Source organism: Kitasatospora sp. NPDC008050, assembly GCF_042957465.1.
Taxonomy (GTDB): Bacteria; Actinomycetota; Actinomycetes; order Streptomycetales; family Streptomycetaceae; genus Kitasatospora.
Window position 1 is genome coordinate 86656 of record NZ_JBIBIJ010000018.1, and the last position, 14424, is coordinate 101079.

General features: G+C 71.9%; 16 protein-coding genes and 1 pseudogene. 6 read left to right on the forward strand and 11 right to left on the reverse strand.

What is annotated here, in order from left to right; all coding sequences use genetic code 11:
* Positions 1-82 precede the first annotated feature (82 nt).
* Positions 83-742 carry an FMN-dependent NADH-azoreductase gene (locus ACFZB9_RS28865; protein WP_391451950.1) on the reverse strand — a complete coding sequence of 220 codons (660 nt, stop codon included), beginning with the start codon at positions 740-742 and terminating at the stop codon, positions 83-85.
* 141 nt (positions 743-883) lie between these two features.
* On the opposite strand from ACFZB9_RS28865, the gene ACFZB9_RS28870 reads away from it, so the two are divergent.
* Complete coding sequence (locus ACFZB9_RS28870; RefSeq protein ID WP_391451952.1) at positions 884-1285, forward strand: winged helix-turn-helix transcriptional regulator; 402 nt, start codon at positions 884-886, stop codon at positions 1283-1285.
* A 115-nt stretch (positions 1286-1400) separates the two neighbouring features.
* On the opposite strand, the gene ACFZB9_RS28875 is transcribed toward ACFZB9_RS28870, so the two are convergent.
* The 5 genes and pseudogenes from ACFZB9_RS28875 to ACFZB9_RS28895 form a co-directional block, all read right to left on the reverse strand.
* Positions 1401-2051, reverse strand: a complete 651-nt coding sequence (locus ACFZB9_RS28875; RefSeq protein WP_391452118.1) for a class I SAM-dependent methyltransferase — start codon at positions 2049-2051, stop codon at positions 1401-1403.
* Positions 2025-2690 (reverse strand): annotated as a pseudogene (locus ACFZB9_RS28880) (HAD family hydrolase); the annotation flags it as partial. The pseudogene ACFZB9_RS28880 and the gene ACFZB9_RS28875, both read right to left, overlap by 27 nt.
* Before the next feature lie 85 nt (positions 2691-2775).
* A complete protein-coding gene (locus ACFZB9_RS28885; RefSeq protein ID WP_391452120.1) occupies positions 2776-4014 on the reverse strand; it encodes an RNA polymerase sigma factor in 1239 nt (412 codons plus the stop codon).
* Between the two features lie 133 nt (positions 4015-4147).
* Positions 4148-4579 carry a YciI family protein gene (locus ACFZB9_RS28890; RefSeq protein WP_391451954.1) on the reverse strand — a complete coding sequence of 144 codons (432 nt, stop codon included), beginning with the start codon at positions 4577-4579 and terminating at the stop codon, positions 4148-4150.
* A 178-nt stretch (positions 4580-4757) separates the two neighbouring features.
* Entirely contained in the window at positions 4758-5318 is a 561-nt protein-coding gene (locus tag ACFZB9_RS28895; protein ID WP_391451955.1) for an NmrA family NAD(P)-binding protein, read from the reverse strand.
* A 191-nt stretch (positions 5319-5509) separates the two neighbouring features.
* On the opposite strand from ACFZB9_RS28895, the gene ACFZB9_RS28900 reads away from it, so the two are divergent.
* A complete protein-coding gene (locus ACFZB9_RS28900) occupies positions 5510-5881 on the forward strand; it encodes a winged helix-turn-helix transcriptional regulator (RefSeq protein WP_391451956.1) in 372 nt (123 codons plus the stop codon).
* 56 nt (positions 5882-5937) lie between these two features.
* On the opposite strand, the gene dnaB is transcribed toward ACFZB9_RS28900, so the two are convergent.
* Positions 5938-7431: a replicative DNA helicase gene (gene dnaB, locus ACFZB9_RS28905; protein WP_391452122.1), complete on the reverse strand. Its 1494-nt coding sequence runs from the start codon at positions 7429-7431 to the stop codon at positions 5938-5940.
* A gap of 566 nt (positions 7432-7997) precedes the next feature.
* On the opposite strand from dnaB, the gene ACFZB9_RS28910 reads away from it, so the two are divergent.
* Positions 7998-9368 (forward strand): MATE family efflux transporter, encoded by a 1371-nt coding sequence (locus ACFZB9_RS28910; protein ID WP_391451958.1) that lies wholly within the window; start codon positions 7998-8000, stop codon positions 9366-9368.
* A 126-nt stretch (positions 9369-9494) separates the two neighbouring features.
* Here the strand turns inward: ACFZB9_RS28910 and rplI are convergent, their stop codons facing one another.
* The 4 genes from rplI to rpsF all read right to left on the reverse strand — a co-directional run bounded on the left by rplI (position 9495) and on the right by rpsF (position 11280).
* Positions 9495-9941: a 50S ribosomal protein L9 gene (rplI, locus tag ACFZB9_RS28915; RefSeq protein ID WP_184936428.1), complete on the reverse strand. Its 447-nt coding sequence runs from the start codon at positions 9939-9941 to the stop codon at positions 9495-9497.
* 17 nt (positions 9942-9958) lie between these two features.
* Positions 9959-10195 carry a 30S ribosomal protein S18 gene (gene rpsR / locus ACFZB9_RS28920; RefSeq protein WP_030304537.1) on the reverse strand — a complete coding sequence of 79 codons (237 nt, stop codon included), beginning with the start codon at positions 10193-10195 and terminating at the stop codon, positions 9959-9961.
* Positions 10196-10273: 78 nt separating this feature from the next.
* On the reverse strand, positions 10274-10888 hold the full coding sequence (locus ACFZB9_RS28925) for a single-stranded DNA-binding protein (protein WP_391451960.1): 615 nt from the start codon (positions 10886-10888) through the stop codon (positions 10274-10276).
* A 101-nt stretch (positions 10889-10989) separates the two neighbouring features.
* Positions 10990-11280 (reverse strand): 30S ribosomal protein S6, encoded by a 291-nt coding sequence (gene rpsF / locus ACFZB9_RS28930; protein ID WP_327067976.1) that lies wholly within the window; start codon positions 11278-11280, stop codon positions 10990-10992.
* Between the two features lie 338 nt (positions 11281-11618).
* Between rpsF and ACFZB9_RS28935 the strand changes: the two genes are divergently transcribed.
* The 3 genes from ACFZB9_RS28935 (at position 11619) to ACFZB9_RS28945 (ending at position 14423) form a co-directional block, all read left to right on the forward strand.
* Positions 11619-11924, forward strand: a complete 306-nt coding sequence (locus ACFZB9_RS28935; RefSeq protein WP_391451962.1) for a hypothetical protein — start codon at positions 11619-11621, stop codon at positions 11922-11924.
* 238 nt (positions 11925-12162) lie between these two features.
* Positions 12163-13281 (forward strand): lipid II:glycine glycyltransferase FemX, encoded by a 1119-nt coding sequence (locus tag ACFZB9_RS28940; RefSeq protein ID WP_391451964.1) that lies wholly within the window; start codon positions 12163-12165, stop codon positions 13279-13281.
* 65 nt (positions 13282-13346) lie between these two features.
* Complete coding sequence (locus tag ACFZB9_RS28945) at positions 13347-14423, forward strand: alanine racemase (protein ID WP_391451966.1); 1077 nt, start codon at positions 13347-13349, stop codon at positions 14421-14423.
* Position 14424 lies beyond the last annotated feature (1 nt).

Sequence of the window (14424 nt, forward strand, 5' to 3'; positions counted from 1 at the left end):
GGGGCCCGGCGCCGCCACGGTCCGTCGTCCCCCGCTCGACGGGCCGTCAGCCGCGCGCCGGGCAGCGGCAGTCGACCGGTCGTCAGACCGCGGCCGGCTCCGCCAGTCGCGCGGCCAGCGCCTTGCCCTTGGCCGCCGCCTGCTCGTGGGCCTGCGCCTTGGAGGCGTCCGCCAGCTCGATGAACTCGGCCATCGCCGGGTTGACCCGGGCCAGCGTCAGCTCCGCGACCACCAGGTCGACCTCGGCGCCGAGCAGTCCGGTCAGCGCCTTCTCCAGGTAGCTGGTGGCGAACTCGAAGGACTCGCGCGGGGTGCCGGGCCCGTACGCGCCACCGCGCGAGACGACCACGGTGATCGGCTTGCCGGCGACCGTGCCGCCCTCGCCGCCGGTGCGGCCGAACTGCACCACCTGGTCCAGCCAGGCCTTGAGCGAGGACGGGATGGTGAAGTTGTACATCGGGCTGCTGATCAGCACGGCGTCGGCCTGCTCCAGCTCGACGATCAGCTCCTCGCGCAGCGCCACGGCGGCCCGCTGCTCCTCGGTGTGCGCCTCGGGAGCGCTGTACTGGGCGGTGATGGCGGCGGCGCTCAGGTGCGGCACCTGGGTGACGGCGAGGTCGCGGTAGACCACCGTGCCGTCCGGGTGGGCGGCCTGCCACTCCTGGCGGAAGGTCGCCGCGACCTCACGCGAGACCGAGCCCTGGGTCATGGCCGACGAGTCGATGTGCAGAAGCGTGGACATGGCAGTCCCTCCATACCTTGCGATAGTCACTGCCGTTTCGTCGGCAGCTGGTAATAACGTAGCAGCTTACTTTTCCGCAGTCACTATCGGATGGTCGTAGTCTGGAGGCATGGGCGAGCCAGGACACTGCCGGAGGCGGGCATGACGCAGGTGGAGCAGAACACCGAAGTGCCGTCCGCGATCCCGGTGTGCGGGGCGTCGGGGCCGGCGGCCGGCCCGTGCACCGGCGCCGACGAGGCGCTGACCCGGGTCTTCACGCTGCTCGGGAAGCGCTGGTCAGGGTTGGTGGTCGCGGTTCTCAGCTACCAGCCCGCGTACTTCTCCGAGCTGCGGCGGGCGATCCCGGGGATCAGCGAGCGGATGCTCTCCGACCGGCTGACCGAGCTGGCCGAGGCCAAGCTGGTGCTCCGGCAGGTGGACGAGGGCCCGCCGCTGCGGGTGCGCTACGAGCTGACCGAGGCGGGCCAGGCGCTGCGCCCGGCGCTGGACGAGCTGCGCGACTGGGCCGCCACCCACCTGCCGCAGGCCCCGCCGCCCTGCTGACCTGACGCGGTCCCGGCGCCGGCCTGACGCAGTACGGTCCGGTCCGGCACCGGTTTCACGGCTGCCCTCGCAGCTTCTCGCACGGCTTCTCGCACGGCTGCTCTCACGGCCGCTCTCACGGCTGCCGGACGAACCCCAGCTCGGCCCACCGCACGCCGTCCCGTCCGTGCAGGTCCGCCCGCTCGTCCTGGTGCACCGGGCGCAGCCCCAGCGCGCCCGCCTGGGCGAGAACCTCCGCCGTCGGCACCGCGAACATCCGCCGCCCGGCCGGCACCTGTCCTTGGCGCACCGTCATCAGCAGCGTGCCGCCGGGCGCGAGCAGCCCCGCCACGGCAGGCATCGCCACGGCCCGCTCGCGCGGCGCGAGGTGCATCCAGACCGCGGTCAGCATGATCAGGTCGTACCGCTCGCCCGCCGCTGCGAGCTCGGGCAGCCCGGGCAGCGCGTCGTCCACCCAGCGCACCGCGCTGCCGGCGTGCAGCCGCTCGCCGTGCGCGCGCAGCGCGGCGGTCGGCTCCACAGCGGTGACCGCGTGGCCCAGGCAGGCCAGCGCGGCGGCGTCCCGGCCGGTGCCGGCGCCCACGTCCAGCACCCGGGAGGGCACGGTCGGCAGTAGGTGCAGCATCCGGTGGTGCACCTGCTCGAAGCCGACCTCCTCGTACTGCTCGGCCAGCGCCGCGGCCGCCGCCGTGTACCCGGCGGTGCCCGCGGCGCCCGCCCCGTCGGCCGCCTCCCAGCCGGCCAGCAGGCCGGGCAGCTCGCGCATGTCGTGGAAGACCCGGGCGCCCGCCGCCGCCAGCCGGTCGGCCGGGGTCAGCCCGCCCGCGTAACCGAGCACCCGCATCCCGGCCGCCCGGGCCGCCCGCACCCCGGCCGTGCTGTCCTCGACCACCACGCAGGCCTGGGGGCGCACGCCCATCCGGGCGGCCGCGTGCAGGAACAGGTCCGGGGCGGGCTTGCCACGGGCGACCTCGGCGGCGCTGAAGATCCGGCCGTCGAAGTAGTCGTACAGGCCGGTGTGCCCCAGCGTGTGGCGCATCTTCTGCGGACTGCCGCTGGAGGCCACGCAGGTCGGCAGGCGCAGCGCGGCCAGCGCCTGCTCGATGCCGTCGACCGCCGTCAGCCCCTCGTCCACCGCCACCCGGTGCTGCTCCTCGAAGCGGCGCTGCCACTCGGCGGCCGTCCGCTCACCCAGGCGCTCGGCCACCTGCTCGCCGATCGAGGCGGTGGAACGGCCGATGAAGCGGTCGATCACCTCCGCCTCGGTCAGCGCCCACCCCAGCTCGGCGCCGAGGGCGACCTGCACCCGGACCGCGATCCGCTCACTGTCCACCAGCACGCCGTCACAGTCGAAGATGACCAGCTCAAGCGGGAGTTCGTCGATACGATGATCATTTTCTGTCATCGCGCCAGGCTAGCCAGCCGGCCGTGACCGTCACCAGGCCCCCGGCGGCCTCAGGCTCGGCATCCTCGGGCCCGGCCCGGCGGCCTCAGGCCCGGCGGCCTCCTCGGTCGGCGGCACAGTCCGCCGCCCGGGCCAGCAGCAGCGCGCGCTCCCGTTCGTTGCGGGTGAGCGCCGCCGCCCGTTCGAACTCCACGCGGGCCTCGGCCGGGCGACCGAGCTTGGCCAGCAGATCGCCGCGGACGGCGGGCAGCAGGTGGTAGCCGCGCAGCGTGGGCTCACCGGTCAGCTGGTCGATCAGCGCCAGGCCGGTCCCCGGGCCGAACGCCATGCCCAGCGCCACCGCGCGGTTCAGCTCCACCACCGGTGACGGCGCACGGTGGGCCAGCGCCTCGTACAGCGCCGCGATCCGGATCCAGTCGGTCTGCTCGGCGGTGACCGCCCGCGCGTGGCAGGCGGCGATCGCGGCCTGCAGCGCGTACGGACCCGGCCGGCCCGCGGCCAGCTCCTCGGCCCGCCCGAGCGCCGTCAGACCCCGGTGGATCAGCAACTGGTCCCAGCGTCCGCGGTCCTGGTCGAGCAGCAGCACCGGCGCGCCGTCCGGTCCGCTGCGCGCCGTCGAGCGGGAGGCCTGGATCTCCATCAGTGCGACCAGCCCGTGCACCTCCGGCTCGGCGGGCATCAGGCCGGCCAGCACCCGGCCCAGCCGCAGTGCGTCCTCGCAGAGCGCGGGCCGCATCCAGTCGTCGCCGGCCGTCGCCGCGTACCCCTCGTTGAAGATCAGATAGATGACCTCCAGGACCGATTCCAGCCGCCCGGCCAGCTCCGCCCCGCTCGGCACCTCGAACGGCACCTCGGCCCGGGACAGCGTCCGCTTCGCCCGCACGATCCGTTGCGCGAGGGTGGCCTCCGGGACCAGGAACGCCCGCGCGATCTCGTCCGTGGTCAGGCCGCCCAGCAACCGCAGGGTCAGCGCCACCCGCGCCTCGGTGGCGAGCACCGGGTGGCAGGCGGTGAACACCAGCCGCAGCAGGTCGTCCTCGATCTCCTCGGCCTGCTCGGCGAGTTGCTCGGGCCCGGCGGCAGGCTCACCGGCCAGCTCGGGGCCGAACCGGTCGAGCTTGCCGGCCAGCCGCTGCTCGCGGCGCACCAGGTCGATCGCGCGCCGCCGGGCGGTGGTCATCAGCCAGGCACCGGGGTTGCGCGGCACCCCCTCGGCGGGCCACTGCTCCAGCGCGGCCACCAGCGCGTCCTGGGCCAGCTCCTCGGCCGCCTCCAGATCACGGACGATCCGGGTCAGGCCGGCGATCAGCCGCGGCGACTCCATCCGCCACACCGCGGCAACCGTGCGGTGCACGGGGTCGTCCTCGGGGTGCCGTGCCTGCGTACTCGTCACGACACCCCATCACAGCAGCGGCGGCCGGGGCGCCGCAAACCCGCAGCACCCCGGCCGTGCCCCGCTACCGGTTACCGGCCTGCCGCTCCACTTCCTCGCGCAGCGCCTGCTCCCGCTCCATCGCGTCCGGCGGCAGCACCTCGGCGGGGAAGTCGGTGGGCTCGAAGATCTGCCGCAGTTCCAGCACCCCGCCCTCCCCGAACGGCACCCGGCTGGCCCACTGCACGGCCTCCTCGCGCGACTTGACCTGGATCACCCAGTAGCCCGCGATCAGCTCCTTCGCCTCCGCGAACGGGCCGTCGGTCACGGTCGGCTTCCCGCCGGGCCAGGTCACCCGGAAGCCCTTCTCGCTCGGGTGCAGCCCGTCGGCGGCCAGCAGCACGCCGGCCTTCACCAGCTCCTCGTTGTACCGGCTCATCTCCTCGAACACCTCCGGCGGCGGCAGCACGCCGGACTCGGTGTTCTCGTCGGCCCGTACCAGCATCATGTAGCGCATCTCGCCAGCTCCTTCTCGGTCCCGGCCGGTCGGGGTCCCTCCCGGCCGAAGGCTGAGGAGGGTTCCGGTGGCCCTGCCACCCGGCTCCGGTCCAGCCTTCACCCATGCGTCGATCGGGAGCGCGCTGGATCGACACCTCGGGTGAACTTTTTTTCCGGCAGGCCGGCCCGGTGGGTGGTCATCCCGTCCATCCGGTGTGGTGCAGCCAGTCCTCGAAGGTCATCAAGTCGGGGTGCAGGCGGCGCAGGAGGTTGATGTACCGGTCCCGGGCGTAGAGATCACGGTCGGCGAAGAACTGGAACATCGCTGCGTAGTCGTGGCCGAAGTCGGGGAGGGCGGCGCGCAGGTCGTCGTGCGGCATCGGGAGGTAGCTGCTGGGGGTGCCCGTGACCTGAGCGAAGGTAGCGGCGATCTCGTCGCCGGTGAGGCTGTCGCCGATCACCGCGAGGTCGCGGGCGCCCCAGGACTGCCAGGTGTCGAACATGTGGCAGGCGAACCAGGCGATGTCGTCGAGGGCGACGAGCGGGTAGTGGGCGGCGCCGAGGGGGAGCCTGAAGGCCGCCGAGTCGCAGCGGACCAGTCGCACGCGGTCGGGCGCGGTGGCGGCGAGTTCGGTGGCGTGGGCGGACTCCGGGTGGCGGGTGGGGACGGTGATGGTGGCGTCGGTGGTGGCCAACAGGTGTCGGACCACGTGGCTGCCCATGGCTCCGGTGCCGCCGACGACGAGGACGTGGGTCATCGCGTTCTTCCCTGGTGTGTCAGGACGTGTTCGGCCACCTGGGCGTGGGTGGCGGCCCAGACCTCGCCGGACTCACGGATGTGGTCGAGGATCTGGCCGACCATGCCCGCGAGCAGCGGTCGGCCTCCGACGTGGACGCTAGTGAGGCGGTGGGTACCTCCGGGTTCCTGGCGGCGGGCTACCGTCGGGGCATGCGTGAGTACTCCGGCAGCGTCTTCCTCGCCGACTGCCCGGCTCGGCTGGCGATCGAGATCATCGCCGACAAGTGGGCGGTGGTCGTGCTGTTCGCGTTGAGCCGGGAACCGTGCAGGCACGGCGAGTTGGTCGACGTGATCGGCGGAATCTCGCGGAAGGTGCTGACTCAGACGCTGCGTCGGTTGCAGGGGTACGGCCTGGTCGACCGCCACTGCGAGGCCGGGAAGATCGAGTACGTGCTGACAGACCTGGGCCGGACGCTGGTGAAGCCGATCGCCGTGCTGACTGCCGTCAACGACGCCGTCACGTACGCCGCCTCACACGGTGGCCCGTTCGACCGCACCGCCCTCACCCCACCGGCTCGCTGACAAGACCGATGTCGCCGCTGCGGTGAGGTGGGTAGGGCCTCGCCGCCCGGACAGCCCTAGTCGCGCGTCATGTCCACGAAGCGCGAGTAGTGGCCCTGGAACGCCACGGTGATGGTCGCCGTGGGGCCGTTTCGGTGCTTGGCCACGATCAGGTCGGCCTCGCCCGCGCGGGGGGACTCCTTCTCGTAGGCGTCCTCGCGGTGGAGCAGGATCACCATGTCGGCGTCCTGCTCGATCGAGCCCGACTCACGCAGGTCGGAGACCATCGGCTTCTTGTCGGTGCGCTGCTCGGGACCACGGTTCAGCTGGGACAGCGCGATCACCGGGACCTCCAGCTCCTTCGCCAGCAGCTTCAGGTTTCGCGACATGTCGGAGACCTCCTGCTGCCGGCTCTCGGCGCGCCGCGAGCCGCCGGACTGCATCAGCTGGAGGTAGTCGATGACCACCAGCTTGAGGTCGGCCCGCTGCTTCAGCCGCCGGCACTTGGCCCGGATCTCCATCATCGACAGGTTCGGCGAGTCGTCGATGTAGAGCGGCGCGGCGGTGACGTCGGGCATCCGCCGGGCCACCCGGGTCCAGTCGTCGTCGGTCATGTTGCCCGAGCGCATGTGGTGCAGCGCCACCCGGGCCTCGGCCGAGAGCAGACGCATGGCGATCTCGTTGCGCCCCATTTCGAGCGAGAAGATCACGCTCGGCAGCCCGTTGGTGATCGAGCAGGCCCTGGAGAAGTCCAGCGCGAGGGTCGACTTTCCCATCGCGGGGCGGGCCGCGATGACGATCATCTGACCGGGGTGCAGGCCGTTGGTCAGCGCGTCGAGGTCGGCGAAGCCGGTCGGGACGCCGGACATCTGGCCCTGCCGGGAGCCGATCGCCTCGATCTCGTCGAGCGCGCCCTCCATGATGTCGGCGAGCGGGGCGTAGTCCTCGCTGGTGCGCTGCTCGGTGACGGCGTAGATCTCGGCCTGGGCGGCGTTGACGATCTCGTCCACGTCGCCCTCGGCGGCGTAGCCCATGCCGGCGATCCGGGTACCGGCCTCGACCAGGCGGCGCAGCACGGCGCGCTCGTGGACGATCTCCGCGTAGTACTCGGCGTTGGCGGCGGTGGGGACGGAGTTGACCAGGGTGTGCAGATAGCCGGGGCCGCCCACCCGGGTCAGCTCGCCGCGCTTGGTCAGCTCGCTGGCCACGGTGATCGGGTCGGCCGGCTCGCCGCGGGCGTAGAGGTCGAGGATCGCGCTGTGGATGAGCTCGTGGGCCGGGCGGTAGTAGTCGATCGGCTTCAGGACCTCGACCACGTCGGCGATGGCGTCCTTGGAGAGCATCATGCCGCCGAGCACGGACTGCTCGGCCGGGAGGTCCTGCGGCGGAACCCGCTCGAAGCCCTCCCCGGCGCCGTCGCGGCCGGCCTCCCGATCGCTGTTCCGACCGCCGTTGCGATCGCCGTCCCGACCGTCGCGGGCACCGTCCTTGTCGCGCTTGCGGAAGTCCTTGCGGAACTCGCCCTTGCCACCGCCCGCCGCGTCCTGGCCGCGGCCGCGGGAGACCGGCAGGCGGTCGCTGGGGCCGTCGGGGAACCCGTCGGCGGGGCCACCGGGTGCGAACGAGGGTCCGAAGGCGTCGTCGGACGGCTGCCAGTCGTCCTCCGGGGGCGGCGGTACGTCGTGGTCGTCGTACTGGGGGCCGGTCACGCGTGTTCCCCGTTCAGCAAGCGGTGCGAGTGTGGTGCGAAGGCGCAGTGGCCTGGGTCGGCGGACGCGGACACGGTCCGGGCCACCTCCTTCATACGCCACGCGGCCGACGGAACGGCCGCCCGGGTCGGGGCACGGCGCGTCGGGTGAGCGACCACGCTAAGGGGCGGGCGGGCCTCCGACCAACACGGTTATCCACAGGGGGTGTGGATGAACGGCCCATCACTGTGGACAACTGCCCGAAACCTGTGCACAAGCATGTGGAAGGTCCTGTGGATAACCACACGATCGACCTGGTGTCAACTCGCTGACCTGCGATGAGTCTTTCCACTGGCTGTGCATGAGAAATTCTTCACACACCTCGAACAGGCCCTCGTAATGGCCGTAGCTCCTTGTGCTACTTACCAACGGTTGGCTACCGTGTCCGCATGACCGGTGGCCCCATACCCGCGCCCGCCGCCCCCGAGGCCGCGAAGGCCGCGCGAGCCGACCGCCGCCGCCACGACCGCGAGATCCTGGCGCTGGCCGTGCCCGCCTTCGGCGCACTCGTCGCCGAGCCGCTCTTCCTGCTCGGCGACTCGGCGATCGTCGGGCACCTCGGCACCGCACAGCTGGCCGGCCTCGGCGTGGCCGGCGCCGCGCTCACCACCCTCACCGGGGTCTTCGTCTTCCTCGCCTACGCCACCACCGCCGCCGTCGCCCGCCGGATCGGCGCCGGGGACCGCAGGGCGGCCATTGCGCAGGGCGTCGACGGCATCTGGCTGTCCCTGCTGCTCGCGGTGCCCGTCGCGCTGCTGGCGCTCGCCCTGGCCCCGCAGGTGGCCCACCTGCTCGGCGCCTCCGCCACCGCGGCGCCGTACGCGGTGACCTATCTGCGGATCAGCACCCTGGGCATCCCGGCGATGCTGATGGTGCTGGCCGCCACCGGGGTGCTGCGCGGCCTGCAGGACACCCGGACACCGCTGCTGGTGGCCGTCGGCGGCTTCGCCGCCAACCTCGCCCTCAACCTCGCCCTGGTCTACGGCGCCGGCCTCGGGGTGGCCGGCTCGGCCTGGGGCACGGTGCTGGCGCAGAACGCGATGGCGGCCGTCTACCTGGCCGTGGTGGTCCGTGGCGCCCGCCGGGAGGGGGCGGTGCTGCGCCCCGACCCGACCGGCATCCGGGCCTGCGCCCGGGCCGGCGGGCCGCTGATGATCCGCACCCTGAGCCTGCGGGCGGTGCTGCTGCTGGCCACCGCGATCGCGGCGCGCCTCGGCGACCGGGAGCTGGCGGCCCACCAGATAGCGATGGCCGTGTGGAGCTTCCTGGCCTACGCGCTGGATGCGATCGCGATCGCCGGGCAGGCGATCATCGGCCGCTACCTGGGAGCCGGCGACCGCACGGGGGCCAGGGCCCAGGCCCGACGGATGGTCGAGTGGGGGCTGGCCGGGGGTGTGCTGCTCGGCGTGCTGGTGGTGGTCGCCCGGCCGCTGTACATCCCGGTGTTCAGCGCCGACCCGGGCGTGCGCTCCCAGCTGGCCGTCGTGCTGCTGCTGGTCGCGCTGACCCAGCCGGCCTCGGGTCCGGTCTTCGTGCTGGACGGGGTACTGACCGGCGCGGGCGACGGCGGCTACCTGGCCTGGGCGATGCTGGGCACCCTGGCCGCCTTCGCCCCGGTGGCCCTGGCCGCGCTGCACCTCGGCTGGGGGCTGGCCGGGCTCTGGTGGGCGCTGAACCTGTTCATCCTGGCGCGCTGCGCGTTCCTGGTCGCCCGGCTGCGGACCGGCCGCTGGCTCGTCACCGGCGCGGTCCGGGCCTGATCTGCCGCTGTCCGGGTCCGGGCCGGGGCCTGACCTGCCCCGCCACCCACCCGGTGACACGCCGGCGGGCCGGCCCTCCCGCGTGGGGAGGACCGGCCCGCCGGTTGTGCGTTACCGCGACCTGTGTCAGGCAGCGACGACGGCGACGTCGAGGTTGGCCTGGACGTCGGCGTGCAGCTTGACGGTCACCTTGTGGGTGCCCACGGTCTTGATCGGCGAAGCGATCGTGACGGCGCGCTTGTCCACAACCGGGCCGCCGGCGGCCTTGACGGCCTCGACGACGTCGGCCTGCGTGACCGAGCCGAACAGGCGGCCGGCCTCGCCGGAGCGAACGGCCAGCTTGACCTGCAGGCCCTCGAGCTTGCCCTTGAACTCGTTGGCAGCCTCAAGGGTCTGGATCTCGTGCACCTTGCGGGCACGACGGATCGCGTCGACGTCCTTCTGGCCGCCCTTGGTCCAGCGGATGGCAAAGCCACGCGGGACCAGGAAGTTGCGGGCGTAGCCGTCCTTGACCTCGACGACCTCGCCGGCGCCACCGAGGCCGGTCACCTCGTGCGTGAGGATGATCTTCATTACTTGGTCACCCTCTCTTAGCGCGCGGTGCTGGTGTAGGGCAGCAGCGCCATCTCACGGCTGTTCTTCACGGCCGTGGCGACGTCACGCTGGTGCTGGGTGCAGTTGCCGGTGACCCGGCGGGCACGGATCTTCCCGCGGTCGGAAATGAACTTCCGAAGCAGGTTCGTGTCCTTGTAGTCAACGTAGTTGACCTTGTCCTTGCAGAAGACGCAAACCTTCTTCTTAGGCTTGCGAGCAGGCGGCTTCGCCATGGTGTGCTCCAAATGAGGATCACGATCCGGGACCGCCCCGAAGGGCGGGATCCCGGGTCGCACGAAATCTGTCAGCTCTTAGAACGGGGGCTCTTCCGAGAAGCCGCCACCGGACGGGGCACCCCAGCCGCCGCCACCCTGGTTTCCACCAGCGGGCGGGCTGGACGCCCACGGGTCGTCGGCGGGACCGGACTGGCCGCCGCCGGAGGCGTTGCCGCCCCAGCTGCCGCCACCCTGCTGGCCGCCACCGCCGCCCCAGTTGCCCTGGCCGCCGCCCTGCTGGCCGCCGCCGAAGCCGCCGCCACCACCACCGCCGGGCGCACCGGACCGGTTGGCCCGGGTCACCTTGGCGGTCGCCGAGCGCAGGCTCGGGCCGACCTCATCGACCTCGACCTCGAAGACCGTCCGCTTCTCGCCTTCCTTGGTCTCGTAAGACCGCTGGCGCAGTCGGCCCTGCACGATCACGCGCATGCCGCGCTGCAGCGACTCGGCCACGTTCTCCGCCGGCTGACGCCAGACATTGCACGTGAGGAAGAGGCTCTCGCCGTCCTTCCACTCGTTGGTCTGGCGGTCAAAGGTGCGGGGAGTGGACGCGATGCGGAACTTCGCGACCGCCGCACCCGAGGGGGTGAAACGCAGCTCGGGATCGTCGACGAGATTGCCGACGAGGGTGATGACGGTCTCGCCTGCCATGGCGTGCTGACCTCTCGGGAGGAAGAGTTCCGTTCAGCGATGTTTCACGTGAAACATCGGACATGAGCCGTCCGGGACTCAACAGGAGTCCCGACGGTGGCTCAGTGAGTGTCCGGGCGCAGGACCTTGGTCCGCAGAACCGACTCGCTCAGGGACATCTGGCGGTCGAGCTCCTTGACGACCTCAGGCGTGGCCTTGAGGTCGATGACCGAGTAAATGCCCTCGGGCTGCTTCTTGATCTCGTACGCCAGACGGCGACGACCCCAGGTGTCGATCTTCTCAACGGTGCCACCGCCGGTGCGGACGACGTTGAGGAAGTTCTCGATCAGGGGGGAGACAGCGCGCTCCTCGACCGAGGGGTCGAGGATGACCATCACCTCGTAGTGACGCATGGGTAAACCCACCTCCTTTGGACTCAGCGGCCACGGTCTCTCCGTGGCAGGAGGGTTGTACGGCGTCGGCACTGGAGCGGTGCCGACCGCGGACCACCGTGGTTCAGGACCACGCTAGCCACCGGGTCGGACATTCGGCCCCACCAGGCCGGCAGGGGTCACGAGGACCCGCCGGCGGACATGGAAGGGCACAGATACACCAGTGCAGATCGCTCAGCCTACCCGCACCCATCCGGCCGAACAAAACACTCATGGATTGCCGTCGGGTCTCAAGCGGCGCAATCTGGGCAGAACGGGTACACACACGCAGCGCTCGCCCTCCGCAGGAGGTGGGTTCCATGGCACAGACCATCCGCCGATTCCCCGCGTTCACCCTCAACAGCGACGGCCACACGCACCCCCTGGAGAACACCCTGGTGGGGCTGACCGTGATCTTCGGCCTGGTGGCCTTCATCACCTCGTTCTGGCACGGCCTGAACATGCTGACCTCCTGGACCGGACTGGGCGGGATCGCCACCGGCCTGTGGGGCCAGTTCATCTCCGTCACCACCTCGGAGCGCTTCGTGCTGGTGATCGCACTGGCCGCCTCCGCGTTCGGCTTCGGCGTCGCCCTGGCCCACGGCGGCCTCTTCGGCGGCGTGTAGCCCCGGCCCGGGAACGGCATCGCGCGAGCGGCCGGCAACCGGCGCGCACCCCGCACACAGGACGGCGCCCTCCACCGGAGGGCGCCGTCCGCGATGTTCCGCGCCGGGTCACACGGTTGGGCCTATGGTTCCGTCAGCACGCCGCGCGCGACCCGCCCGAAACGGAGCAGAAACGGACCATTCGGGCGATAGGGTCACAGAGCAGAGGTCCGTCATCACTCCAAGGAGCATCCCGAGCATGAGCCTGCGTCTGAGGACGATCACCCGTGAGGAGCACCTCGCCTTTCTGCGCACCCGCCCGTCGGCCAGCCATATGCAGGTGCCGTCCTGGGGCGAGCTCAAGTCGGAGTGGCGCAGCGAGTCGATCGGCTGGACGGATGCCTCGGGCACGGTGGTCGGGGTGGGCCTGGTGCTCTACCGGCAGCTGCCCAAGCTCAAGCGCTACCTGGCCTACCTGCCCGAGGGCCCGGTGATCGACTGGTTCGACCAGGACCTGGACGACTGGCTGCGCCCGATGCTGGCGCACCTCAAGGCGCAGGGCGCGTTCTCCGTGAAGATGGGGCCGCCGGTGGTGATCCGGCGCTGGGAGACCACGACCATCAAGGAGGCGATCTCCGGCGGACAGGCCAAGCGGCTGCGCGACATCGAGCCCGACTGGCACGAGCCCCGGGCCTTCGAGCTGGCCGAGCGGCTGCGCCGGGCCGGCTGGCTGCAGGGCGAGGACGGCGGTGCCGGCTTCGGCGACGTGCAGCCGCGCTACGTCTTCCAGGTGCCGCTCGCGGGCCGGTCACTGGACGACATCCAGCGCGGCTTCAACCAGCTGTGGCGGCGCAACATCAAGAAGGCCGAGAAGAGCGGCGTCGAGGTGGTCCAGGGCGGCTACGAGGACCTCGCGGTCTTCCACCGCCTCTACGTGGTCACCGCCGAACGCGACCGCTTCACCCCGCGCCCGCTGGCCTACTTCCAGCGGATGTGGACGGCGCTGGCCGCCGAGGACCCCAACCGGATGCGGCTGTACATCGCCTACCTGGACGGCGAGCCGCTGGCCGCCACCACGATGCTCGCCGTCGGCGAGCACGTCTGGTACTCCTACGGCGCCTCCGCCAACCACAAGCGCGAGGTCAAGCCCTCCAACGCGATCCAGTGGCGGATGATGCGCGACGCCTACGCGCTGGGTGCGAGCGTGTACGACCTGCGCGGAATCAGCGACACGCTGGACGAGGACGACCCGCTGTTCGGGCTGATCCAGTTCAAGCTGGGTACCGGCGGACAGGCGGCCGAGTACCTGGGCGAGTGGGACTTCCCGTTGAACAAGCTGCTGCACAAGGCGCTCGACATCTACATGTCCCGCCGCTGACGGCCCTCTGCCGCGCCCCTGCCGCACCGCCGCGCACCACCCGCACCACCCCCGGGGAGAGCTCGATGACCCTTTCGCTGCACGTGGACACCGACCGCTGGCGGGCGCATCAGCGCGCGGTGCTGGCCGAGTTCCCGGGTCTGGTCCCGGTGGCCAAGGGCAACGGCTACGGGTTCGGCAACCGCCGGCTGGCCGAGGAGGCCGCGCTGCTGGGCACCGGCTGCCTGGCGGTCGGCACCGCGGCGGAGGCCGCCGAGCTGCTCCACGACCGCGAGCGACCGGGCGGCTTCCCGGGCGAGCTCATGGTCCTGACGCCGTACCGGGTCGGCGAGGAGAACGCCGAGCTGCCGGACGAGGTGGTGCTGCGCACGGTGGCCGGCGTGGAGGCGCTGCGCGCGCTCTCCCAGGCGCCGGGCCGCAAGCGGGTGGTGGTGGAGTGCATGACCAGCATGCGCCGCCACGGCATCGCGCCCGCCGAGCTCGCACACCTGGCCGAGGCGTCGGCCGCGGGCGGCGGGGGCAGCGTGATCGAGGGTTTCGCGCTGCACCAGCCGCTGGACCGCCGGGACGGCTCCGACCCGGCGGCCGAGGTCTCCCACTGGGTCCAGGCGATCGAGACGGCCGGGCTGCCCGCCGAGCACATCTACCTCAGCCACCTGGACGCGGGCGGCATCGCCTGGCTGAACGTGCGCCACCCCGCGACCGCCTTCCACTCCCGGATCGGCACCCGGCTCTGGCTCGGCACCGTCGAGGCGCTCACCGCCCGGGCCACCGTGCTGGACGTGACGCCGGTGGCCCGCGGCGAGCGCTACGGCTACCGCCAGCACAAGGCCCCCTCCGACGGCCACCTGCTGGTGCTCGCCGGCGGCACCGCGCACGGCATCGGCCTGCAGGCGCCCACGTACGTGAAGGGCCTGCTGCCCCGCGCCAAGGGAATCGCCCGGGCCGGGCTGGCCACTCTCAACCGCACCCTGTCGCCCTACCAGTGGAACGGCCGCCAGCTCTGGTTCGCCGAGCCGCCGCACATGCAGGTGAGCATCCTCTTCCTGCCTGGTGGCGCCAAGCCGCCGGCCATCGGCGACGAGCTGCCGGTCAACGTCCGGCACACCACCACGCACTTCGACCGGGTGACGGACCGTTAGG